25 protein-coding genes, 7 tRNA genes and 1 rRNA gene are annotated in these 22074 nt (G+C 34.8%); 18 read left to right on the forward strand and 15 right to left on the reverse strand.

Annotated elements, in window-relative coordinates; all coding sequences use genetic code 11:
- Nucleotides 1–34: 34 nt before the first annotated feature.
- From ACS5L2_RS08830 to ACS5L2_RS08880, 11 genes are all read right to left on the reverse strand, one after another.
- Nucleotides 35–775: a hypothetical protein gene (locus ACS5L2_RS08830; RefSeq protein WP_459201624.1), complete on the reverse strand. Its 741-nt coding sequence runs from the start codon at nt 773–775 to the stop codon at nt 35–37.
- 8 nt (nt 776–783) lie between these two features.
- Complete coding sequence (locus ACS5L2_RS08835) at nt 784–1830, reverse strand: mRNA surveillance protein pelota (protein ID WP_459201625.1); 1047 nt, start codon at nt 1828–1830, stop codon at nt 784–786.
- Complete coding sequence (locus ACS5L2_RS08840; protein WP_459201626.1) at nt 1830–2279, reverse strand: Tfx family DNA-binding protein; 450 nt, start codon at nt 2277–2279, stop codon at nt 1830–1832. Before ACS5L2_RS08840 ends, ACS5L2_RS08835 begins: the two co-directional genes overlap by 1 nt.
- Before the next feature lie 133 nt (nt 2280–2412).
- Nucleotides 2413–3639: a hydroxymethylglutaryl-CoA reductase (NADPH) gene (gene hmgA / locus ACS5L2_RS08845; RefSeq protein ID WP_459201627.1), complete on the reverse strand. Its 1227-nt coding sequence runs from the start codon at nt 3637–3639 to the stop codon at nt 2413–2415.
- Nucleotides 3629–4777: a glutamyl-tRNA reductase gene (hemA, locus tag ACS5L2_RS08850; protein WP_459201628.1), complete on the reverse strand. Its 1149-nt coding sequence runs from the start codon at nt 4775–4777 to the stop codon at nt 3629–3631. Before hemA ends, hmgA begins: the two co-directional genes overlap by 11 nt.
- Before the next feature lie 4 nt (nt 4778–4781).
- Entirely contained in the window at nt 4782–5387 is a 606-nt protein-coding gene (locus ACS5L2_RS08855) for a precorrin-2 dehydrogenase/sirohydrochlorin ferrochelatase family protein (protein ID WP_459201629.1), read from the reverse strand.
- Between the two features lie 14 nt (nt 5388–5401).
- Nucleotides 5402–6469, reverse strand: coding sequence for a glycosyltransferase family 4 protein (locus tag ACS5L2_RS08860; RefSeq protein ID WP_459201630.1), 1068 nt, complete (start codon nt 6467–6469; stop codon nt 5402–5404).
- Nucleotides 6470–6489: 20 nt separating this feature from the next.
- A complete protein-coding gene (locus ACS5L2_RS08865) occupies nt 6490–7074 on the reverse strand; it encodes a DUF655 domain-containing protein (protein WP_459201631.1) in 585 nt (194 codons plus the stop codon).
- Nucleotides 7075–7174: 100 nt separating this feature from the next.
- Nucleotides 7175–7498, reverse strand: coding sequence for an RNA polymerase Rpb4 family protein (locus ACS5L2_RS08870; RefSeq protein WP_459201632.1), 324 nt, complete (start codon nt 7496–7498; stop codon nt 7175–7177).
- A gap of 51 nt (nt 7499–7549) precedes the next feature.
- Entirely contained in the window at nt 7550–7843 is a 294-nt protein-coding gene (locus ACS5L2_RS08875; RefSeq protein WP_459201633.1) for a 50S ribosomal protein L21e, read from the reverse strand.
- An 85-nt stretch (nt 7844–7928) separates the two neighbouring features.
- Nucleotides 7929–9341 carry a tRNA pseudouridine(54/55) synthase Pus10 gene (locus ACS5L2_RS08880; RefSeq protein WP_459201634.1) on the reverse strand — a complete coding sequence of 471 codons (1413 nt, stop codon included), beginning with the start codon at nt 9339–9341 and terminating at the stop codon, nt 7929–7931.
- Between the two features lie 21 nt (nt 9342–9362).
- Here ACS5L2_RS08880 and ACS5L2_RS08885 point away from each other — a divergent pair, with 21 nt between their 5' ends.
- Nucleotides 9363–10547, forward strand: coding sequence for a TIGR00375 family protein (locus ACS5L2_RS08885; RefSeq protein WP_459201635.1), 1185 nt, complete (start codon nt 9363–9365; stop codon nt 10545–10547).
- A gap of 19 nt (nt 10548–10566) precedes the next feature.
- On the opposite strand, the gene ACS5L2_RS08890 is transcribed toward ACS5L2_RS08885, so the two are convergent.
- Complete coding sequence (locus tag ACS5L2_RS08890; RefSeq protein ID WP_459201636.1) at nt 10567–11754, reverse strand: aminotransferase-like domain-containing protein; 1188 nt, start codon at nt 11752–11754, stop codon at nt 10567–10569.
- Between the two features lie 121 nt (nt 11755–11875).
- Between ACS5L2_RS08890 and ACS5L2_RS08895 the strand changes: the two genes are divergently transcribed.
- The gene (locus tag ACS5L2_RS08895) at nt 11876–12424 is read left to right on the forward strand and encodes a helix-turn-helix domain-containing protein (protein WP_459201637.1); all 549 of its coding nucleotides are present in this window, start codon (nt 11876–11878) and stop codon (nt 12422–12424) included.
- A 29-nt stretch (nt 12425–12453) separates the two neighbouring features.
- Here ACS5L2_RS08895 and ACS5L2_RS08900 read toward each other — a convergent pair whose 3' ends face one another.
- Entirely contained in the window at nt 12454–12651 is a 198-nt protein-coding gene (locus ACS5L2_RS08900; protein WP_459201638.1) for a 4Fe-4S dicluster domain-containing protein, read from the reverse strand.
- A 141-nt stretch (nt 12652–12792) separates the two neighbouring features.
- Here ACS5L2_RS08900 and ACS5L2_RS08905 point away from each other — a divergent pair, with 141 nt between their 5' ends.
- Nucleotides 12793–13941: an MFS transporter gene (locus ACS5L2_RS08905; RefSeq protein ID WP_459201639.1), complete on the forward strand. Its 1149-nt coding sequence runs from the start codon at nt 12793–12795 to the stop codon at nt 13939–13941.
- 8 nt (nt 13942–13949) lie between these two features.
- Here ACS5L2_RS08905 and ACS5L2_RS08910 read toward each other — a convergent pair whose 3' ends face one another.
- Nucleotides 13950–15128: a cation:proton antiporter gene (locus tag ACS5L2_RS08910; protein WP_459201640.1), complete on the reverse strand. Its 1179-nt coding sequence runs from the start codon at nt 15126–15128 to the stop codon at nt 13950–13952.
- Between the two features lie 18 nt (nt 15129–15146).
- Nucleotides 15147–15629 carry a CBS domain-containing protein gene (locus tag ACS5L2_RS08915; RefSeq protein WP_459202636.1) on the reverse strand — a complete coding sequence of 161 codons (483 nt, stop codon included), beginning with the start codon at nt 15627–15629 and terminating at the stop codon, nt 15147–15149.
- An 89-nt stretch (nt 15630–15718) separates the two neighbouring features.
- On the opposite strand from ACS5L2_RS08915, the gene ACS5L2_RS08920 reads away from it, so the two are divergent.
- From ACS5L2_RS08920 to ACS5L2_RS08990, 15 genes are all read left to right on the forward strand, one after another.
- A complete protein-coding gene (locus ACS5L2_RS08920) occupies nt 15719–16357 on the forward strand; it encodes a protein-L-isoaspartate O-methyltransferase (protein WP_459201641.1) in 639 nt (212 codons plus the stop codon).
- Between the two features lie 120 nt (nt 16358–16477).
- The gene (gene pdxS / locus ACS5L2_RS08925) at nt 16478–17377 is read left to right on the forward strand and encodes a pyridoxal 5'-phosphate synthase lyase subunit PdxS (RefSeq protein WP_459201642.1); all 900 of its coding nucleotides are present in this window, start codon (nt 16478–16480) and stop codon (nt 17375–17377) included.
- A 152-nt stretch (nt 17378–17529) separates the two neighbouring features.
- Nucleotides 17530–17603: transfer RNA gene (locus tag ACS5L2_RS08930), tRNA-Thr, on the forward strand.
- 46 nt (nt 17604–17649) lie between these two features.
- A tRNA-Pro gene (locus ACS5L2_RS08935) sits at nt 17650–17726 on the forward strand.
- An 8-nt stretch (nt 17727–17734) separates the two neighbouring features.
- Nucleotides 17735–17808: transfer RNA gene (locus ACS5L2_RS08940), tRNA-Tyr, on the forward strand.
- Between the two features lie 16 nt (nt 17809–17824).
- Nucleotides 17825–17898: transfer RNA gene (locus ACS5L2_RS08945), tRNA-Lys, on the forward strand.
- Nucleotides 17899–17939: 41 nt separating this feature from the next.
- A 5S ribosomal RNA gene (gene rrf, locus ACS5L2_RS08950) occupies nt 17940–18053 on the forward strand.
- A gap of 16 nt (nt 18054–18069) precedes the next feature.
- Nucleotides 18070–18144 (forward strand) — tRNA-Asp (locus tag ACS5L2_RS08955).
- A 33-nt stretch (nt 18145–18177) separates the two neighbouring features.
- Nucleotides 18178–18251: transfer RNA gene (locus tag ACS5L2_RS08960), tRNA-Lys, on the forward strand.
- Nucleotides 18252–18271: 20 nt separating this feature from the next.
- Nucleotides 18272–18346, forward strand: a tRNA-Asp gene (locus tag ACS5L2_RS08965).
- Nucleotides 18347–18398: 52 nt separating this feature from the next.
- Entirely contained in the window at nt 18399–19019 is a 621-nt protein-coding gene (locus ACS5L2_RS08970; protein ID WP_459201643.1) for a 4Fe-4S binding protein, read from the forward strand.
- An 88-nt stretch (nt 19020–19107) separates the two neighbouring features.
- Nucleotides 19108–19668 carry a hypothetical protein gene (locus ACS5L2_RS08975; protein WP_459201644.1) on the forward strand — a complete coding sequence of 187 codons (561 nt, stop codon included), beginning with the start codon at nt 19108–19110 and terminating at the stop codon, nt 19666–19668.
- A 103-nt stretch (nt 19669–19771) separates the two neighbouring features.
- On the forward strand, nt 19772–20332 hold the full coding sequence (locus ACS5L2_RS08980) for a CD3073 family putative ECF transporter S component (RefSeq protein WP_459201645.1): 561 nt from the start codon (nt 19772–19774) through the stop codon (nt 20330–20332).
- 21 nt (nt 20333–20353) lie between these two features.
- Nucleotides 20354–20878: an energy-coupling factor transporter transmembrane component T family protein gene (locus tag ACS5L2_RS08985; protein ID WP_459201646.1), complete on the forward strand. Its 525-nt coding sequence runs from the start codon at nt 20354–20356 to the stop codon at nt 20876–20878.
- A gap of 134 nt (nt 20879–21012) precedes the next feature.
- Nucleotides 21013–22044 carry an ABC transporter substrate-binding protein gene (locus tag ACS5L2_RS08990; protein ID WP_459201647.1) on the forward strand — a complete coding sequence of 344 codons (1032 nt, stop codon included), beginning with the start codon at nt 21013–21015 and terminating at the stop codon, nt 22042–22044.
- Nucleotides 22045–22074: the final 30 nt, after the last annotated feature.

Below are 22074 nucleotides of genomic sequence, written 5' to 3' on the forward strand. Positions count from 1 at the left end.
TTTTTATTTTAATAGATTAATAACTTAATTAGTCCTATTTTACGATTATTTCTGATGTCAGATCGAAAGGATTTGACCGCATTGCAAGGGAAAATAAATACGGATAGTTATTTTTTAGATACATCATGTAATCCAACCATTCTGATACAAGTTTTTCATAAACTCTTACAATATCTCCTGAAAGATGCTCGATATCTGACTGCGGCAGGTTATCAATATCCTTTCTTTTCATGAGTTCTTCAGAAAGGTGCGAAATTGCCCTTAAGAGTCCTGTAAATTTTTCATGCTCTAATAATGCAGGATTTTCCATTAATCTAAGTATAAACTGTGACTGACTGTTTAAAAACTCTTTTAATTCCTTAATATTATCAGGTGTTATTTTTACACCGTATTTATAGTTTTTAAGAATTTTATGGGCGTTTTTAAATTCACTGTCGTCCCAGTTGTTAGTTACTATTAAATTTTTTCGAATTTCTTCTAAATTTGGGTCATTATCAGAAAAATAAGTTAAAAGTTCTTCTCCAACACTCGAAAAGAACGAGCCTATAACCATATTTAATTTTTCAAGAGTTTGTTTTTTGTCTCTGTGTTCAAGCAACCTGTGAAGAATCAACGTTACAATGAGAACTTCAATCGGGGTAAATGCGATATCTCCCAAGAGATATATCGAGATATGGTGTAAATCATGGAATATTAAAAAGTGGATATAATATAGAAGAGTAGATAGTGCAACCAAGGCCACCGCAATTCCTATTTCCCATTTAGTATCGCTCAAAATATCACCTATTCTATTGGAAACCTTAATAATGCTGAAATTCCACCAAGTGCTTTCAACTGTTTTCCTGCATCGTGCTCTGTTGAAATTATAAGTATATTTCCATTGATATTTTCAACACTGTTTATTAATTCTTCGATATTTCGTCTGTTTCTTCTTAAATATTCATCAGTTAATAAAAGAGTTTCAATTGCAGAGTAGTTCATTGCATTGTTCACACTTTCGATTCCGTATGCAGCAAGACCTTTTTTAGAAATTTCTTCAAGTAATTTTTCTATAATTTGTGTTTCTTTGCTGATTCTTGCTTCGCCGTAAATTTTATCAATAATTCCAGATTTTAAAATTTCAGAAAGCCCTGATTTTCCAGTATGGTTTGCAGATTCCACGACCACGTTTGGAGCCAGACTTTTATGTTTTTCAGATATGTAATTTTGGATATTGTTTTTTCCAAATCCGGGGCCCGCAAATAGTATTTTTCCTTCATATTCTGAAATTGAATTGATAATATCAGAATAGTAGCTAAATTTTGCCTGTTCATTCTGTTTGTAGTCTAATTTTTTAGAAACACCTGATTTAATACTTGCAAGTTCTTTAATTCCAAATTCACGGATTAAATAAATATCTGCTTCGCTATCATCCATAATAACGACAACTACTTTTGGCTTTTTAGAAGAGTCTTCCGCATCTTTTAGCCTGTCAATATCCCATTTTTTCCAGTTTTTTTGAATGGAAACTTGCAAAAGCGGTTCAATGTCAATTGTATGGTATGAACCAAGTGGGATGTCATCTGGAGCGTGAATAATTTGTCCACTGATCCTAAGCCTGTTAAAATCTTCGTGAAAATTAATTTTTTCAGCTTTTATCCCCAAAAAAACTTTTCTCTTCGTGCCCCTATCAGCACGTAACTTGTCCCCTTTATCTTCGGTTCTTCGTTCAGTTACTGCGTAAACTGCATTAAATGGCTGTATTATGTTTGACAAGTGCCATAAATCATCTAAATTTTCAGGAATTAGTTTTATTATATTTTTTTCAGGTATCTCTTGGATGATCTTCATTATATCTCTTTTTCAGGTATTTGCTCGTTTTTTTCGCTTTCTTCGTAATCATGAACGAATATGTCCCCGTTTTGAAGTATTGTTACAACAAATGGCTCTACTACCATCCTGTTTCTGATGTATCTTTGAGCGTTTTGATTTATAAATTCCATAATTTGAAGGGAAGAGTATTTTACATGTATTTCTTCCTGGTCAGACTTAGAAAAAATAATTTTTGGAATATCAAATACATCGATACCCTTATCTATCTTAATCTTGGACGGTGCGATTATATCGTTATAGATACTCAGCGTATTTCGCGCCTTTTCAATATTTTCGCGAGCTCTTTTCTCAATCATACTGATGTTTGCCCTGCTTGTCCCCATAATACTGGCAATCTCATCTTGTGTATGGCCTCTTTTCCGGAGGTTTAGTACGTTTATCTGAATTTCTGTCAAAAACGATTCCATAGTTCCACTTTTCACATGTAATTAACATATATTATCGTAAAATTGGTATATAAAATAAATGATTTAAATGTTTTTTAATTCGCGAAAAGATTTATTCTTTAAAAATTTAAAAAAAGTTTTTAAAACTGAAAAATTATCTTCCAAGTTCAGAATGCGCTTTTGCAAGATGTCCTGCAGCAAGAGCACCAATAAGTGATAATTCGCCCGCTAAAACAACAGCTCCTGCAATTTCTGCAAATTTGACTGCTTTTTCAGCACCTGCGCATCCAATTATTTCGAGGCATTCTTTCTGTGTTTCAACTCTCGTTCCACCGCCGATTGTTGCAACAGGTAAATCTGGAAGTGTAACTGAGAAATAAAGTCCATCTCCAGTACATTCTGCAGTCGTAATTCCCATGCTGCCTTCAACAATGTGTGCTTCGTCCTGTCCAGTTGCTAAGAACAGTGCACCGACAATATTTGCATACTGCGCGTTAAAACCTAAGGACCCACTTATTGCCGAACCAATCAAATTTTTGTAAGTGTTTACCTGTTCAATTGCTTTTGAAGTGGTTTTTAAATATTTTTCAACGTATTCTTCTTTTAAAAATACTTCTGCAACAACACTTTTTCCCCTTCCTTCAATCAAGTTTATTGCAGCAGGTTTTTTATCAGTACACACGTTACCGCTCAGTGCAACAGTATCTACAATTATTCCTTCTTTTTTAAGTTCAGATTCGATAAATGAACATGCTTTTTCGGTTGCGATTGTCACCATGTTCATTCCCATCGCATCCCCAGTTTTAAATGTAAATCTTGGGTACACGTTTCTTCCAACTATCAAAATTGGACTTATCTGAATTAACTTACCGTGTCTTGTTGTAGATTCTGCAACTTCTTTTATCTTTGCGAAGTTATCTAATATCCACTCTTTTAATTTCAAAGCATCAACTATAGAGTTCGTTTTGATTATTGGTGCACGGGTCATCTTGTCGTCGATCACGCGTACAGTTGCACCACCACATTTTGTGATAATACTGCAACCCCTGTTAATAGACGCAACGAGGGCACCTTCTGTAGTTGCAAAAGGCACGTTAAACTCACCTTGTGCATACTTTCCATTAATTGAAATTGGGCCAGCAAATCCGAGTGGAATTTGGATTGCACCAATCATGTTTTCAATGTTTTTCTGCATCGCAAGTTTTTCATCAAGTGTATATTGCTGAATATGCCTTGTTTCAACGTTTGATAGTTTTTCAAGGTATTTTCGTCTTGCAGTAACTGCATTTCTTTCTCCAAATTCTGAATCAAGCTGGTAAACTTTTATTTCTTTTCTAATCAGTTTTTCAACGATTTCTTCAATATTAACGTTATTTTCCATTTTTCCACCACGCCGAGTTCATCAGGTCTTCTTTTGAAGTATTCAATGAGTAGGATACAAAGTCATGAGTTATTTTTTTTGCAAAAGCTTTTGAGAAATTTTCCATGATTTCTTCAGGATTTTTGGATTTAGAAAGTTTGATTGCTTTTTCAAGCTCTTTTATTCGTATTTCTTCGATATATTTGTTAAAATCCTTTAAAACTTCTTCAATATTAAGTTTTTCAACTTGCTTTACCAAAACATCGTATTCTTCTTTAATAATTTTTTCAACAGCGGGAACTTCTTCAACTCTTCTCTGCAGATTTTTATCAGATATATTTCTTAAATCATCAATGGTGTATAGGGTTATGTTTTCAAAATCCCTTACCGCATCGTCAACATCTCTCGGGTTTGCTATATCTATTATAATTTTGTTTCCAACGTCAGCAAGGTCTTCTTTTTCCAAGATGTAGTGTGGTGAAGAAGTAGCGCAGATTATAACGTCGCTGAAGTTAATTGCTTCTTTTAATTTGTCAAAATGAACTGCCATTCCGTTTAATTCTTCAGCAAGTGTTTCTGCTCGTTCATAAGTTCTGTTTGCAACAATAACAGCTTTTATATGTTTTTCTGCAAGTGCTTTTGCAACCAATGTTCCAATTTCCCCTGCACCTATCAGCAAAACATTTTTGTTTGTAAGCCCGAAGTTTTTTTCTGCAAGTTCGACCGCTGCACTTCCAACTGAAACTCCACCTTCGTTAATTTTGGTTTCAGTTCTTGCACGCTGTCCAACATGTATTGCTTTTAAAAAAAGACTGTCTAAATACCGACTCGTTTTTTTAAGTTCGCGCGCTTTTTGAAAACTTGTTTTTATCTGGCCCAAAATCTGGTTTTCCCCAAGTATCATCGAATCCATTCCACAGGATACTTTTAAGAAATGAAGCGTTGCATTTTTCCCTTTTAAAACGTCAAAGCCAGAAAAATCGTTTAAAATACAATCTATATCAGAATTTATTTCCGTGTCAAAATATGCTTCAATCCTGTTGCAAGTCTGGACTACAACACAAGCGTCGTATTTATTATAAAATTCATCCTCGTCAATTCGCATCTTTTCAAGGACTGGTACAGGGTATTTTTTGTAATCTGCTTTAATTAATAACATAGATTCACCTATGTTTTTCAATAAGTTTTAAAAGTTCATTTTGGAAGTTTTCATCGTCAAATACTTTTTCAAGAACTTTTTTTCTCTCGTTTTGGCTGTCAATTTTATTTTTCAAAAAATCACGGAGTTTATTTTGAAAACAAATTTCAAATTCAGAATTTTTTAAATATTCTTCAACGTTTTTTCGAATTTCTCTTGCAACAATCGGACTTTTTCCTCCAGTATATACTGCAAATGAAACACCATCAACGCTGCAACATGCAGGAACTATTAAATTAGATTCTTTTTCAAAAGTTGAAGAGTTTATAAGTTTTGTTAAACTTTTTGCAATCGAAACAATCCTTTTATTGTTTTCGTCGTCGATCGCGGTTATTATAATATCGTGATTTTTTATTATTGAATATAGTTCTTCATCACTTAAATTAGTTACATCGGATTCAAAAAATTTCACGTTTTCATATTTTGAAATATCCTTTTTATCAATACTTTTAGAATAAACGGTAATTTTTGCATTACCATCAAGGAATTTTTCGAATCTTCTTTTCCCAACACTTCCAAATCCAAAAATTAATACATTAAATCCGCTCAAGTCTAAAAAAACCGGAATCATATTTTCACGAGCAATTATCCATTCAATAATGAATTGTATATTTCATAAGTTTTTTTTGAAGAGAATCCCCACGAAAAGTTTTTTGAAGTATTCAAACCTTCTTCTCCAAGAGATTTTCTTAAATTTTTATCCTTAACAAGTATGTTTATTTTATCTTCGAGAACTTTTGTATCTTTTGGATTAACAATATATCCATTTATTCCATCCTTAATTAGTTCAGGAATTCCGCCGACATCAGTTCCGATAACTGCTTTTTTACATGCAAACGCTTCTATAATCGTCATACCGAGGCCTTCTGAAATTGAAGGGAGTACTAAAAAGCTGCAGTTTTTTAAATACTCTGAAACTTCAGATTGTGATTTTTGTCCGAGTAATTCAACGTTTTTAATATCGTTTAATTTTATAAAATCCAATATTTTATTATATAACGGACCATTACCAATAATTTTAAATTTAAAGTTGATATTTTTAATGCTTTCTAAAAAATAAAAGATTCCTTTCTGTTCAACAAGTGAGCCGACGAATAACCCGTAATTGAAATCGTTATCAGAGGAATTAAACAATTCTTCGTCAAACCCGTTATACATTACGTTCGAATCAATTTTAAAATTTGATTTTAAATTGTTTTTTAAAAATTCGCTAACGCATATTATTTTTTCGGAATTGTTAACTGCGTAGTCAAAAAAGTATTTTCCAAAGGTACTTTTTGAGAGATTCAATACATCACTCCCGTGAAGGGTTAAAACTGTTGGAATATTGCATTTTTTTCCTAAACGCGCCCCTAAAAAACCCTGTGGTGCTGCATAGTGGCTGTGGATTAAATCTATTTTTTCGTCTTTAATTATTTTTTTCCCAATTTTATATCCATTTAAAATATAGCTTGGGCCCCTTAATCTTGAAAAATACGGAACTTTGTGGACTGTAACGTTTTCAAAAGAATTTTCAAGATTTTCTTCAAAATTATAGTTTAAAATATGAAATTCAAAATCGTCAATTTTGTTTAAATTTTTTATTAAATTTTCAACATGGATTGAAATTCCGCCAATAAATGGGTAATATATTGAAGGAAGTAATATTTTCAAAATAACACCAAAAAAAGAAATTAATGGGTAGTTTTCCACTTTACAAAGATATAGTGTTTTTGAGGCTCTTTTAATTCCTCTTCTATTCTTTTTGCAAGCGGGTCAACTATGTTTTTCCTGACTCTATCTTCAAAATCCTTAAAGCTTTCAAATTTCTTTATTTCCCTTTCTTCGATTACTTTCCACATGGAAGTTTTTCCAATTCCCGGAAGTAATTGCAAGGTATGCATCCGGTTTGTAATTGGTCCGCAATTGTTTAAAAAGTCAACGAACCGTTCTTCCTGAGCCTGTACAGCTTCTTTTATCACGTGAAGAAGTTCTGTTTTTGCAGTAGGCGTTAATTGGTCGTATTTTAACATTTTTGATACGAATTCTACTTTTTCCCGTTTTCCTTTGCCAATATAGAGTTTTTCTGCAAGGTCTGCAAACTGATTATCTTTAAAGGTTAATTCCATCATTACAAACTGTTTTTCACCAAAAGCTTGCGCAACTGGTTTTTTTTGATGAAGAGGTTTAGTATCTTCAGGGTACCCGTATTCTAAGAAGTCCAAAACGTATGCGTAATCTTCAAACTCTCGTTTATTCTGTTCATGCCCCTCTCTCATACTTACACCTGTTGATGTTGAAAATTAAAATAACATTATTTAATATCGTGTTGGTTCAATAAAAAACTAATTGGTTTAGTAGTAAAATAGTAGAAAAGCGTTATTTGTACTTACTAACTACTTCTAAAATTTCGTCCTTGTTTTCAGGGACATCGACTCTGTAAAATATGATTTTCAGGTCTTCTTCTGTTTCTGGAAGTAAGTCTATAATTTTAACTGCCATTTTTTCAGTTAGCCCTAAATTTACGAGCTGTTCAAGCATGGAATCAGCATCTTCTTTACTTATTGTTGAAAATTTTCTTAAATAGTCAAGCGAACAACCGTGTTCGTAAGATAATTCGTCAAAATCTGCTCTTTCATCCATAATTTCGGTTGCATGAGCAATTGTTGTGTATTTCTCGGAAATAATTTCCTTTCCAATCATAATCTCCCTCAAAACAGATTAGTCTCAAAAAAAAAGATATCTAAAAATAAATTATAATTTAGATTCTCTTAAGTGTTGCGGTCTAGCAATAATATCTTTGTATTTTCCGCCGTCTTTTACTCTAACTAAGAACGATCTTCCTCTTTGAGCAACAACAACTCCGGTTTTACCGTGGAATTTTGGGTGTGGCATTCCTTTTTGTACTGAAGGGTCGAGTACTACGTGAACTCTGTCTCCTTCGGTGTAGCATTTTAAAGCTCTTGTTAATGGAGCCATTCCTTTCTGTCTTGGGTGTTTTGAAAGTTTATATCTTGTTTTGCTTCTAAATCCTTCACTTTTTTGCATAAGTATTCCTCCTAATGTGTTTCACAAAAATAATTGGCATAGTGTCTATCCTTTTTTTCACTACCAATATATAACCATTTCTATTTTAGATATATTCTACATCATCGTAGTCGTGAACATCCAAAACATCTAAAAATTTACAGATGCATTTTTTGTTTAGCAATTCCGAAACAGAAGGCGTAGTTCTTCCTTCATCGCTGTTAATAAGCTCTTTGATGTATAATCCGCCATCGCAGAATATCTTAAGTTCAAAGTTATAATCATCAATCATATGCGGCCAAGCTTTATATACCTTACGCACACGCACGAGGTCAGCCCTTCGATGCGAGACTCTATCTGGCGTTCTTTGGTCAATCGTTAGATTTTCAAGTTTTTTTGCTAATTCTGTCACTTCTTCTTTTGATACTTTTCCTTCGCACTCCACTTGAGCAAGATATGTTTTTTTGTGGGGTTCATTTTTGAAAAAGTGAACGTCCTTTTTAACCCCGTATTCAACATTTATTATTTCAACGTTTCCGGATTCATTGACTTTTGAAGTAAGTTCTTCTAAATTAACGGTTCTAACTTTAGGCTCTTTTATTTCAATTACAAAAGGCCTTCCGTTTCCAAGCATCCTAACGTCAATATCTTCTCGTCCTGCACCGTGAAGTGCTTCTGAGCTTCCTTTCATTCTTTCCATAAACGGTTCTGCAATGATTTCTTCAACTGAAGTCATGTACTGTTTTCCAGTAAAGTTACATTTTTCACAGCCTTTTCCTCTGCAAGACCTGCAGTCCCAGTGGCTTTGAGGAATTCCCCTAACAAGCTTTTTATATCGTCCTTTGATAAATACGGGGTTTACTTGAAGTGTAACTTTTTGGTTGTACGGGTTTACCATTACAACAATGTCTGGATTTTCCTTGTCAACTCGCTTTTTGACTAATGGAACTACAACTTTTCCAAGTTCTCTTCCAAATTCCTGCCGTATACTTTCCATAAATGGAGTTTCAATCTCGTTTTCAAGTTCTTTAAATCTTTTTGGAAGTTTTGTACCGACTAAAAAGCTTTCAAACTCGTATTCCGAAAGTGCATCAACTACATTTTCAGCAACTTTTTCAATATTTTCAGGTTCAAAAATTCCTTTACACCAAGGGCAGAGTTCGTCGCATTCTTCAGTTTTTTCATATTCGGCTTCATTTTTAAATTTTGTTTCGTATTTTTCAATATCCTCAATTAAATCAAGTTTTATTCCGGAAATTCCTGATTTATAAAGACAATACATCAATTCTTTAATTTCTTCCAATTTTTCAGGTTCTACTGATTTTAGTTCTGGATTTTCAGAAGTTTCTTTCATCTCTTCAAGGGCAGTTCTTAAATCTTCTTCAAGTTCGATTGCTTTAGCAAGTTTTAAGGCGTGTCCTCTCTCAAAATTACTAGACCTAATAAGTTTTCCATAAAGTCTTCCAAAACATCTGTCGCACAATGGGTATTTTTTTAAAACAGAATAATCTATATTCATATAATCTCACCAGGTGATTTCATGATAATAAATGCGGATCTACATATTCACTCAAAATATTCTATGGGAACTTCTAAGTATATGGATATTGAGCATATATTAAAATATGGTCCAGTAAAAGGTCTCGATTTAATCGCGACTGGAGACTGTTTACACTCAAAATGGCTCGAAGAAATCGAAAAATACGCAGATAAACCGCTTCTTCTTTCAACAGAGGTTGAAGACAGAAATCGGGTCCATCACCTGATATATTTGCCACACACATCTCAGGCTCACGATTTAAGAGATAAATTTTCAAAATATTCAAAAAATATCGATGCTGATGGTAGACCAAGAGTTTCAATGAATGGAATGGAAATTATCGATGCAGTAAGGGACATTGGTGGACTTATCGGGCCCGCGCATGCATTTACGCCGTGGACAAGTATTTATAAATCATTTACATCAATTTACAACTGTTATGCGAGAAAACCAGATTTTATCGAGCTTGGACTTTCTGCGGATACTGATATGGCAGATATGGTCGAAGAACTTCGGGATTTACCTTTTTTAAGTAATTCTGATGCTCACTCCTTTTATTCTCACAGGCTTGGACGGGAATTTAATCAGATGGACGTAGATGAGCTCGGGGGGCTCGAAACAAACTTTGAAGAGATAAAAAAGGTTTTAAAACACAATAAAATAACTGCAAACTATGGACTCGATCCAAATCTTGGAAAATACCATTTAACCGCATGCACGAGATGTTTTACCCGGTTTAAATTAGAAGACGCGGAAGAAAATAACTTTAAGTGTCCTGACTGCAAAGGAACGATTAAAAAAGGAGTTCATGATAAAACCTTGGAACTTTCAAAGGATAAAAAAGTAATTCATCCAGATTTCAGGCCAAAATACCACAAAATAATTCCTCTCGCAGAAATAATCGCGCTTGCGGTAGGAAAGAATATCGGAACAAAATCAGTAGATACGATTTGGGAGCAGTATATCACAAAATACGGAAATGAAATCGATGTTTTAATAAATGAAGATATAAATGAAGTTAAAAAGATAAATGAGCATGTTGGAAAAATGATTGAACTCTTCAGAACCGGCAAAATATACATTTATCCTGGAGGGGGCGGGGAATACGGGCATATTTCAAAAGTTCCTGTAACAGTTAAGTGGTATAAACCAAAATTGACCCTTGATTCATGGGTAAAAAAATAAAAAAGTGAAAAATTAAATCTTAATTTAAATATTCTTTTAAAACTTTTGAAAGCCTTTTAATTCCTTCAATTATTTTTGTATCCGGCATATTTGAATAATTCAACCTGAATGAGTTTTCATGTCCTCCGTTTGGGAAGAACGAACCTCCCGGAACGATTGCAACGTTATTTTTCAGACATTCATCTAAAAATTCGCGTGCATTGTACCCTTCTGGAAGTTCGACCCAGGTAAAAAGCCCGCCTTCAGGGTTCGTGTATTTAATACCTTCTGGAAACTCTTCTGCAATTGTTTTAATCATCAAATCTCTTCTGCCTTTATATAATTCTTTTAATTTGGATACTCTTTCGTCAAAATCATAATTTTCAAGCATTTTTGAAATAAGTCTTTGAGAAAATGACGATGTGTGCAAATCCCCGCTCTGTTTTACGAGAATATATTTTTCAAGGATGTTTTCCGATGCAGCAATCCATCCTACTCTTAAACCCGGACAGAAGGTTTTTGAAAACGTTCCCAAATGAATTACAAGCCCTTTTGAATCCATTGATTTTAATGAAGGCAGCATTTCTCCATCAAATCTTAATTCTCCGTAAGGGTTATCTTCAATTACCGGAATTTCATATTTTTCAATTATTTTCATGAATTTTTCCCTTCTTTCAGGAGTCCACGTCTTTCCAGTTGGATTTTGAAAATCAGGGATGGTATAAATGAATTTTACATTTTTGGTAGTTTTTAAAATTTTTTCAAGTTCTTCTGGAATCATTCCAAAGTCATCAGTAGGAACTTCCTTAAATTGTGGTTCGTATGATTTGAATGCGTTAATCGCTCCAAGGTATGTTGGACTTTCACATAAAACTACATCATTTTCATCTAAAAACACTTTTCCAGAGAAATCTAAGCCCTGCTGAGACCCACAGACGATTAAAATATTATCTTTTGTAACATCTGTTTTCAATACTTTATTCATCCTTTCTGAAATCTGCTGCCTGAGTGGGGGGTATCCTTCCGTTACGTCATATTGGAGGGACTCTGGACCCATTTCATCAAGAACAAGTACTGAAATTTCTTTCATTTCTTTTACTGGAAAGAGTTCCGGCGCAGGAAGGCCTCCTGCAAAAGATATAATTTCAGGATTCTGGGTAACTTTCAATATTTCTCTTATTTCAGATGATTTAATATTATTCATTCTTTTTGAGTAGCTTAATGCCATATTCATCCCCAAATTTTCGATAATGATTTAATCGATAATTTATAACATGCTAATATACAAGTATTGATTATATGGTAGTTTATCTTAATCTATATATACATTATAGTGCACGAGGAAAAGTATGAAAGACTTAAATGAGGCAATTTCTAAAAACCTGAAAACAGTCCGAAAAAGAAAAGATTTAAGTTTAGATGCGTTATCAAACCTTACGGGCGTTAGTAAAAGTATGCTTGGTCAAATCGAGCGTGGAGAAGTAAATCCGACAATTTCAACGATTCTAAAAATTTCCAATGGTTTAAAAGTTTCATTCACGTCACTTTTAAAGAACGAAAAACCAGAAATCGAAATAATGCCATTTGAGGATTTAAACCCTGTGTTTGAAGGAGAAGGCCACAAACTCTATCCTGTAATTTCATTTGAAGACGACAAACGATTTGAAACGTATATTGTTGAAATAAAACCTGGACACAAGTATTATTCGGAAGGCCACGTGAAAGGAACTGAAGAAATTATAACAGTTTTTGACGGGGAATTGGTACTTTCAATTGGTGAAATCGATTATTTTCTTAAAAAAAATGATACAATCAGGTTTTACGCAGATAAACCCCACGGTTATGAAAATAAATGTTCAAAAGTTACAAAATTAAATCTTATCCTTCATTACGAGTAATTTAAAAATAGATTAAAAGATTAAAATAATTATTGGCAGCATCCGCAGGTTTTTTCCTGTTTAATGCATTCTACAGGGCAAACATCGGAACAGTCGCCACAGTCGTTACATTTTGCGCAGTCGATGTGTGCTTTACCGTCATCTTTTTCTGAGATAGCTTCTACAGGACATACTGGAACACATGCTCCACATGCGATGCATTCATCTTCGTTTACTTTGTATACCATAATTACACCTCAATTGTAATTTTTTTGGTTTATTTCCATTAAGCATTACCTATTTTTATATGTTTGTAAACTTTTCTGATTGCCCCATAGTATTTATCTATTAAAAGCGAGTTTATCATAAAATAAAAAATGTGAAAAGTCATGCAGGAAAAAATGAACGGAATTTACGTTCTATGGATTACAATTTTTGTAACGATGCTCGGTATCGGGTTGATTTCGCCGCTTCTTGCGATATTTGCAAAATCGTACGGCCTGTCAAATTTCCAGATCGGTCTGATTTTTGGTTCGTTTTCGCTTGTTAGAACAATTTTTCAACTTCCTGCAGGAACACTCTCCGATACCTACGGAAAAAAAGTATTTTTAGTTGCTGGAACACTTCTTTACGGGGTAACAACGTTATTTTACAGTTTAGCATCTGGATTTGCAACTATACTTGCAGTCAGGACGCTTACAGGGGTATTTTCTGCATTTGTAAATCCTGTTGCAGGTTCTTATATTGCACAGGTGTCCCCTAAATCAAAACTTGGAGAATACATGGGAGTATTTAATTCTGCAGTATCTCTTGGATTTGGGGTTGGACCATTACTTGGGGGCTTACTTGCAGATATGTATGGAATTATGGTTCCTTTCTATGTTTGCGGGATTTTAGGAATTATTGCATCCATAATCGCATATTTTAAATTAGACGATGTAAAAGCAAAGGAAAAAACAAAAATATCTGGGAAAAACTTATTTTCGCTTGAATTTTTAAAAATGAGAAATTTCAGCGCAGCTTTTATTATAAACATTGCAATAACAATTTCGAGGGGTGCACTTCTCGCATATTTGGCAATTTATGCTTATGATTATGGAATTTCTGCATTTAAAATTGGAATAATGCTTGCAGCAATGAATTTAGTTCTTGCAATAACTCAGAAAAAATTCGGAAAAATTTTTGACGAGAAAGGAAGCAGCATAATTTTAAAAGGAATATTTATTGGAAATATTGGAATGTATATTCTTGCAATGTCTACTAACTTTATAGAAATGTTTATTTCGCTAATTATTGCATCAATTGGAGCTTCAATGAGTACGCCAGGAATAAATTCGATTGCAATTCGGGATATTCCTCATGAACGAAAGGGAGAAGCGATGGGGCTTTACACCGCGAGCATAAATGTAGGAATATTTTCTGGAGCAGTTCTGCTTGGATATATCTCAGATATTGTTGGAATTTCAAACATGTATAAAATAGGGGCAGTATTTTCATTTTTAATAAGTTATATCGCGTATATCGCAATAAAAAAATAAAAATAGAATTAAATTTCAGTTTCTTTTGCGTAGGCCCATTTTAATAGCGGCGGTGTTGAAATAATTGATATTGTAATGAATATCATCGTTGCAGCAATAAATTTTCCAACATTTGAATCAGAAATTACTCCTGCATGTATTGCGACCATGAGGTTTATTAATGCAATTTCAGCCCTTGGAATTGACCCAATTCCCATTTGAAGTGATTTTTTGAAGTTCCATCCCATGATTCTGGCACCAAATCCCCTTCCAATGACCTTACTTACAATTGCAATTACTGTTAGTACAAGAGCAAGGTATAATGCATCAAAATTTCCAAAAATTGTTAAATTAAGGGATGCTCCGGTATAGACGAAAAATAATGGGATTAATATACTGTATCCAATTGTTTTGACATCTTCAATTAAGTTTTTACCTTCAGCAGTTCTGGAAAGTACGAGTCCTGCCATAAAAGAGCCTTCAATAGCTGCTTCAAACCAGTTTTCCGCTAAAAACGAGAATAAAAACATGACGGCTATTGCAAGAGAGAGAATTCCCTTTTCTACCTGGAGTTTTTCAGAAAATGAAATGAATTTATGTACAAATTTCATGGCAAGAAAACCCGTAATTACAAAGAAAATTGCGAATTTTCCCAAAAGTCCAAGAATACTTCCAGTACCAACTGCAAATATAATCAGCATTATACCTAAAAAGTCGTCCATGATGCTCGCACTAAGGGATGCTGCACCAACTTCGCTTTTTAAAACGCCCATGTCCATCATTACCCTAACAGTTATCCCGATACTCGTTGCAGTTAAAACTACTCCTCCTGCAAACGATTCAGCGGTGCTGTATCCCATATACTGCAGTGCAAGATAGCCCATCAATAGGGGAACTAAAACACCAAAAACTGTTGAAACTGTTGCAATTTTTCCGGTTTTTTTCAAAACTGATAAATCTGTATCAAGTCCACCTAAAAATAACAAAAATATAATTCCAAGTCTCGATAAAAAATCAAAAACTTCATTATTTTGAATTGTAAGATGCTCAGGACTCACTAATCCAAAATATACAAGATTTCCAAGGATCATTCCCATAATCATTTCGCCAAGAACTCCAGGAAAACCCAATCGGTTCATCAGGTGGTCACCAAGTTTACCAAAAATTATCGCAATTCCGATGGTAAACAACACCCAGCTAGTTTCCATTAAAAATCCCTCTATTCGTCATTGAGCCAAACAAAGACTTAAAAATTTGTCAATTAATATTTTTAAACTTATTTCGCCGATTAATCTTTCATTATCATCGAGTACTGCCAAAATCTGGACATTGTATCGTTTCATTTTTAGCAATGCATCGAGTACAGTTGAATTGTGATTAATTGCAAGCGCATTTTTTTCCATAACTTCTTTTGCAGTTTTTGCGCCACCAATAACTGACTTTAATGCCGATCTGGTACTTCCTATGTATAAATTATGTTTGTCAGGAGGCAATAAAAAATCTATGACACTTAAATATTTAATAACTCCGAGTAAACTGCCTTCTTCTTCACAATTTATGACCCAGACGTGGTGTCTTGATCTTAAATTTTCCATGACTTTTAGAATTGAATCATTACAGCAAACAACAGGCATAGTATTTACTGGCGGTATCACGTGTTTTACTTTAATATCATGGTATTTTTCAAGCGCATTTTCGATATTTTCGATATTTTCCATATAGTCACCTAAGAGTTTAAAGCCGATTTATATATCTTTTTGAAGATATAAATATTAATCAATTTTTTTAGGGGGAAGCCATGCCTTTAAACGAAATTGTTCCAGTGGTCGAAAATTTAATTTCAAGAGGGCATATCAAAAAACAAAGTGTAATAGATGCACTTTTAAGTGTTCCAAGGCATAAATTTATTCCTAAGGCAATGGAAGAATATGCATACACCGATAGTCCGTTGGGAATAGGGTACGGTCAGACTATTTCTGCAATCCACATGGTCGGGATAATGTGTGAAGAACTTGACTTAGATATTGGGCAAAACGTGCTTGAGATTGGAACGGGTTCGGGGTATCATGCAGCAGTGGTTTCTGAAATAATTGGAAATTTTGGAAAAGTCACGACAGTAGAACGGATACCTGAACTTTTTGAAAAATCAAAGCAAACACTGTCAGAACTCGGATATGAAAATGTTGAAGTAATTTTGGGGGATGGTACAAAAGGATATTTGAAAAATGCGCCGTATGATAGGATATATGTTACTGCGTCAGGTCCAGACGTTCCAAAAGCACTTTTTGAACAGTTAAACGATGGCGGAATTATACTATCTCCTGTTGGAAGCCATTTTCAGACATTAATGCGTTACAGGAAAATAAATGGTGAAATATCCGAAGAAAAACTTTTAGAAGTTGCTTTTGTTCCATTAATTGGTGAAAATGGCTTTTAAGATTAATTATCTTTTTTAAATTAAATATATTAAAAAATCGACATACTTTTTTATATTTGAAAATAAAATTAATTTTGAAACGCTTATTAAATTAGGATATACCAGAAATGGAGAGATATGATGAAAAAATTAGGAACAGACCTTTTAAAAAGAGGATTTGCGAAAATGGTAAAACACGGGGTTGTAATGGATGTTACAAACGTGGAACAGGCACAGATTGCAGAAGATGCAGGTGCTGCTGCGGTAATGGCTTTAGAAAGAGTTCCTGCAGATATTAGGGTACAAGGCGGCGTTGCAAGAATGTCTGACCCTGAAATGATTTTAGAAATTAAAGATGCAGTATCAATTCCAGTAATGGCAAAAGCAAGAATTGGACACTTTGTTGAAGCTCAGGTGTTAGAATCAATCGGCGTAGATATGATTGACGAGAGTGAAGTTTTAACTCCTGCTGATGAAGTAAACCACATCGACAAACGAGCATTTACAGCACCATTCGTTTGCGGTGCAAGAAATTTGGGCGAAGCTTTGAGAAGAATTGATGAAGGAGCAGCAATGATTAGGACCAAAGGAGAAGCAGGAACTGGAAACGTTGTTGAAGCTGTAAAACACATGAGAGCAGTTAATGAAGGAATTGCAAGAGTTGTGGGATACAAAGAAATGGGTCTTGAAGCAGAATTAATTCAAATGGCAAGAAACGAATTGAAAGTTCCAGTTGATTTAATTTCAGAAGTTGCAGAACTCAAAAGACTTCCTGTTGTAAATTTCGCAGCTGGTGGGATTGCAACACCTGCAGACGCAGCTTTAATGATGCAGATGGGATGCGATGGGGTTTTTGTGGGCTCTGGAATCTTTAAATCTGGAAACCCTGCAATAAGGGCAAAAGCAATTGTTGAAGCAACCTACAACTTCGATAAACCAGATATCATTGGAGAAGTAAGCAAAAACTTAGGGGAAGCAATGGTTGGAATAAATATTGACGAAATCCCTGAAGAAATGCTTCTTGCAAAAAGAGGAATTTAATCCTGCTTATTTACTTCAATCTTTATTTTAAAACAAATTCTATAATATCTTTTTAAACATGAAACACGAAAATTATTTGAAAATAATTTGCCAAGAAGAACTACCGAAAGCTTTATATATAATGATACTATTATTGAGTATGCGAACAAATTGCCTCGGTGGCTCAGCCTGGTAGAGCGCCTGACTTGTAATCAGGTGGTCGGGGGTTCGAATCCCCCCCGGGGCTTGAGTTACCTTTATAAATAGGTACGTTCAAATATAAGTCGTCTTATGGGCCTGTGGGGTAGCCTGGTCATCCTTTGGGATTTGGGATCCTGAAACCCCAGTTCGAATCTGGGCAGGCCCACCACTTATATTCCCGCGATAGTTCAGACTGGTAGAACGGCGGACTGTAGATCCGCATGTCGCTGGTTCAAATCCGGCTCGCGGGACTCAAATATTTATCATGGGCCCGTAGCTTAGTCTGGTAGAGCGCCTGACTTTTAATCAGGCGGTCGAGGGTTCGAATCCCTTCGGGCCCGCTCAAAAACGTAGAAGAGTTAAAAACTCGTTATTGTTTTGATACGGCGGTCAAAGCGGGGGTGTCCATCCGATCCCATCCCGATCTCGGAAATTAAGCCCTCCAGCGATTCATTAAGTACTGCCATCTGGTGGGAACAATGTGACGCTGCCGGTCACTTCTCATTTCACATGCCTTGGTGGTGTAGCTCGGCCTATCATACAGGACTGTCACTCCTGTGACTCGGGTTCAAATCCCGGCCAAGGCGCCTTACTTCTATTTTTGATATAACAAGCAATCTGGGCCCGTAGCTTAGTCTGGTAGAGCGCCTGACTTTTAATCAGGCGGTCGAGGGTTCGAATCCCTTCGGGCCCGCTCAAAATTTACTTTAAAATGCCTTGGTGGTGTAGCTCGGCCTATCATACAGGACTGTCACTCCTGTGACTCGGGTTCAAATCCCGGCCAAGGCGCTTTTTTGATATTGACTGTTATAATTGATATATTTGGATGTATTGTGAAAACATGTCTCACGAAGGCGAAGAATTTAACAAGATTTTTACAAAAGGAAAATTTTTAAAAGATATTTTTTTTAATTTATTCAAACCCTACAAAAATCCAACTTTTATCGGAGAAACCAAAAATCCAGAACTTGACGACTGCATCTGTTGCGGTTTATGTGTCGATGTATGTCCAACAAACGCAATATCTGTTTTTAAATTCCGAGACATAATATGCGAACACTGCGGTGCGTGTTTAAACGTATGTCCTGTCGATGCAATAGAAAAAAACCGATTTTTGGTGGACCATGAAAAATGTATAAAATGCGGTTTTTGTTCAATTTTCTGTACAATTCCTATTTTAAAAAACGAAATACCTGTTTCAAATGTTCCAGAAATTACTAATGAATGTAATAACTGCAAACTATGTATTAAAAAATGCCCTGAAAAAGCAATTTCTTTTGAGAATGGCAAAATTTTAATAAATCCAGAAAAATGTAATTTATGTTTAAAATGCGTTGAATTCTGCCCACTTAATGCGGTATTGTCTCCAGAAGATTCACTAAAATCTAAAATTATTAAAGTAGATTTAAATTCCTGTATTTTTTGTAAAGACTGCGAGGAAATATGCCCTGCTAAAAAATGAGTTAAATAAATCAGCCGAGTTTAGTGCTACCTATATTTATATATCACTTTTTCGGATAAGATTAATATTCATGGTAGGGGGGAATATTTTGAAGTACGGAATTTTATTTTCTGGAATTTTACTGTTTAGTATCGGGGTAAATGTTGCTGGTTCGTATATCGAGGGTATATACTTATTTCCACTTTATCTTGACAGTATTGGAACAATAATAAGTGCAATAATATTGGGCCCACACATCGGGGCTCTTGTCGGGCTTGTTACAAATTTGATAACCGGCAGCCTGTTATCCGAGGAAAACTTTCTTTTTGCAGTTGTAAATGTTTTAATCGGGCTTACTACTGGTATTATACTTTATAAAAATCAAATTAACTTAAAAACGATAGGTTTTGCCGCAGTAGCGGTTTCAATAGTTTCTTCAATCATGGGAAACTTAGTTTCAATCTATTTCTTTGGCGGGATAACTGCAGGGGGAGTAGGGCACATCACACAAACAATAATCACGTTTGGACAGGGAATTACAACAGCGGCGTTTGCAGCAGGGTTATATACCAATTTTGCAGATAAAATAATCTCTTTCATGGCCGCATTTTTTATAATTTACATATTCCAGGACAAACTTGCTGTTTACAACTTAAAACTTGGGGATTAATTTTTTATTTTTTTCAGATGATGTATTAAGTATTAATAATTTTAATGACACTATTATATACTTTACAGTTCAAATACTGCCATTAATCTTTGATGGTGGTAGTATGGATAAAAAAGTGCTTTACATGACAACGATTCCTGTTGGAATCGCAATAAACGCTATCGGTGGCCAGATTGCAACGTTTTTAAAATTGCCTATCTTTTTGGACAGTATTGGAACAGTTTTAAGCGGATTTTTGTTGGGTCCCGTTGGAGGAGCTTTGGTTGGACTTTTTACAAACATACTGCTTGGATTTTTGCTCGATCCAACGTACATTCCATTTTCAATAGTAAATATCGTAATTGGGCTTGTATCCGGGTATGCAGCACTTAAATATGGAATAACTCTTAAAAATTCGATAATTGTTGGGTTAATACTTGCAGTACTCGCGCCAATGGTTGGAACGCCTATTGCGGTATATCTCTTTGGAGGACTTGTCGGTGGAGGAGTTGACGTTTTAACAGCAGTATTTTTACAGTCTGGACAGGATATATTCTCATCAGCATTTTTAGCAAGAATTCCTGCAAATTTGGTGGATAAACTGCTTTCCTGTATCCTTGTTTACTACATAATAAAACCATTCCCAAAAGATATACTTTCAGAATTGGGCGTAAAAGTGAATTAATGCGTAAATTAGGGTTAAACTATGCAGTATGCTAAAGTAAAGATATATTCACTTTTTACCTTTTTTTTGCTTGCTTTGGTATTTTATAGTCCATTTTATGGATTTTTGGTATCTATCGCGGTAGTTTTACTTACCAAAAGATTTGAAGTATTTTCAAAAAAATGGATTTTATTTTCTGCATATCTTGTCATATTTTACTATTTTGTAATGGGCGAAAACGGCTTAACTAATGCTTACAGGCTGTTAGCATACGTTTTTACATTGCAATGGTTTATAAATTCCGTTTCAATTGAAAAATTAGTTGAGTTTATTTCAAGTTATAATCGAGACCTTGGAATTGGAACATGGATGACATTTTCAACGCTTGAAGTAGCTAAAAGGGAGTTTGAGATAACAAAAAATGCCCAACTTTCAAGAGGCCTGAATAAAAAAGGTTTAATTAATAAATACCGGTCATATTATGCAATAATCTCTCCGTTAATTGTAAAATTATATATTTCTGCAATTAACCGGTCAAGGTCCCTTCTTTCAAAGTGCTATGATTGAATTATTTTTTTATGCCCTTTGTATGTCTTTTAGATATCAGAGTTCATAATTACTACATATCCTATTTTATAATTTAATGATTATTATTAAATAATATGATAAACACTAACTAATGTATTTTCGGAGGTGTAATTTTGAAAAAGTTAAATGGAATACTCGCTATTTTCTGTATTATGGCAGTACTCGTATTTGCCGGATGTACTGAACAGCAAGCTTCAGAAGTATCTGAAGAAGAACCAATTGTGACAGTATACGTTGCATACGGAGGACTTGATTTAATTGCAGAAGAATTTGAAAAAGATACTGGCATAAAGATGGAATACGTGTCATTATCCTCTGGTGAAGCGCTTTCAAGGCTAAAAGCTGAGCAAAGCAATCCTTCAGCAGATGTATGGCTTGGTGGCGGAATTGATGCATTTATAAGTGCACAGCAGGACGGACTGCTCGAACCATACAAATCCCCAAATGCAAAAGATATTGATCCATTATTTGTTGAAGAAGACGGTTACTGGACGGGCGTTTCTCTTGTTACAATCGGAATTTTAGAAAATACTGATTTAATGTCCGAAAAAGGATTACCTGAGCCAGAAACATGGGATGATTTAATAACTGAAGATTACAGTGGCGAATTAATCGCATCAAACCCAACTGTTTCAGGTACTGCCTACTTTACTATATGTGGAATTCTCCAGATGTACGGTGAAGAAGAAGGCTGGAATTACCTTGATAAATTTTACCAAAACACTCCGTTCCTAACAAAAAGAGGAAGCGGACCTGGAAATTTAGTAACGGCTGGTGAATACGCATACGGTGTAGCACCTGACCCACACACGACGTTAATTGCAGATCCAAATTTACCTGTAAAATCTGTATTTTTAAATAAAGTTATCTGGTGGCCATCCCCAGTTTCAATAGTAAGCGGTGCAAAACACCCAGAAAATGCAAAAGTATTTGTTGACTGGTGTCTTTCAAAAGAAGGTCAGGAAGTATTAATGCAGGCAAGTCCTCGTGTACCTGTAAGGGGGGACATTGACGTTATTGACGGTGTTCCAAACCCTGAAGACCTTGATTTCCTCGACATGGATTTCATGTACTGGGGAGAAAATAGGGACAGGATTTTAGACGAATGGGAATCTCGATACAGAGAAATTTCAACTACTGAATAATTTTTTTATCTATTTTTTTACAGGTGCGCT

The sequence above is a fragment of the Methanococcus mangrovi genome (assembly GCF_054506835.1).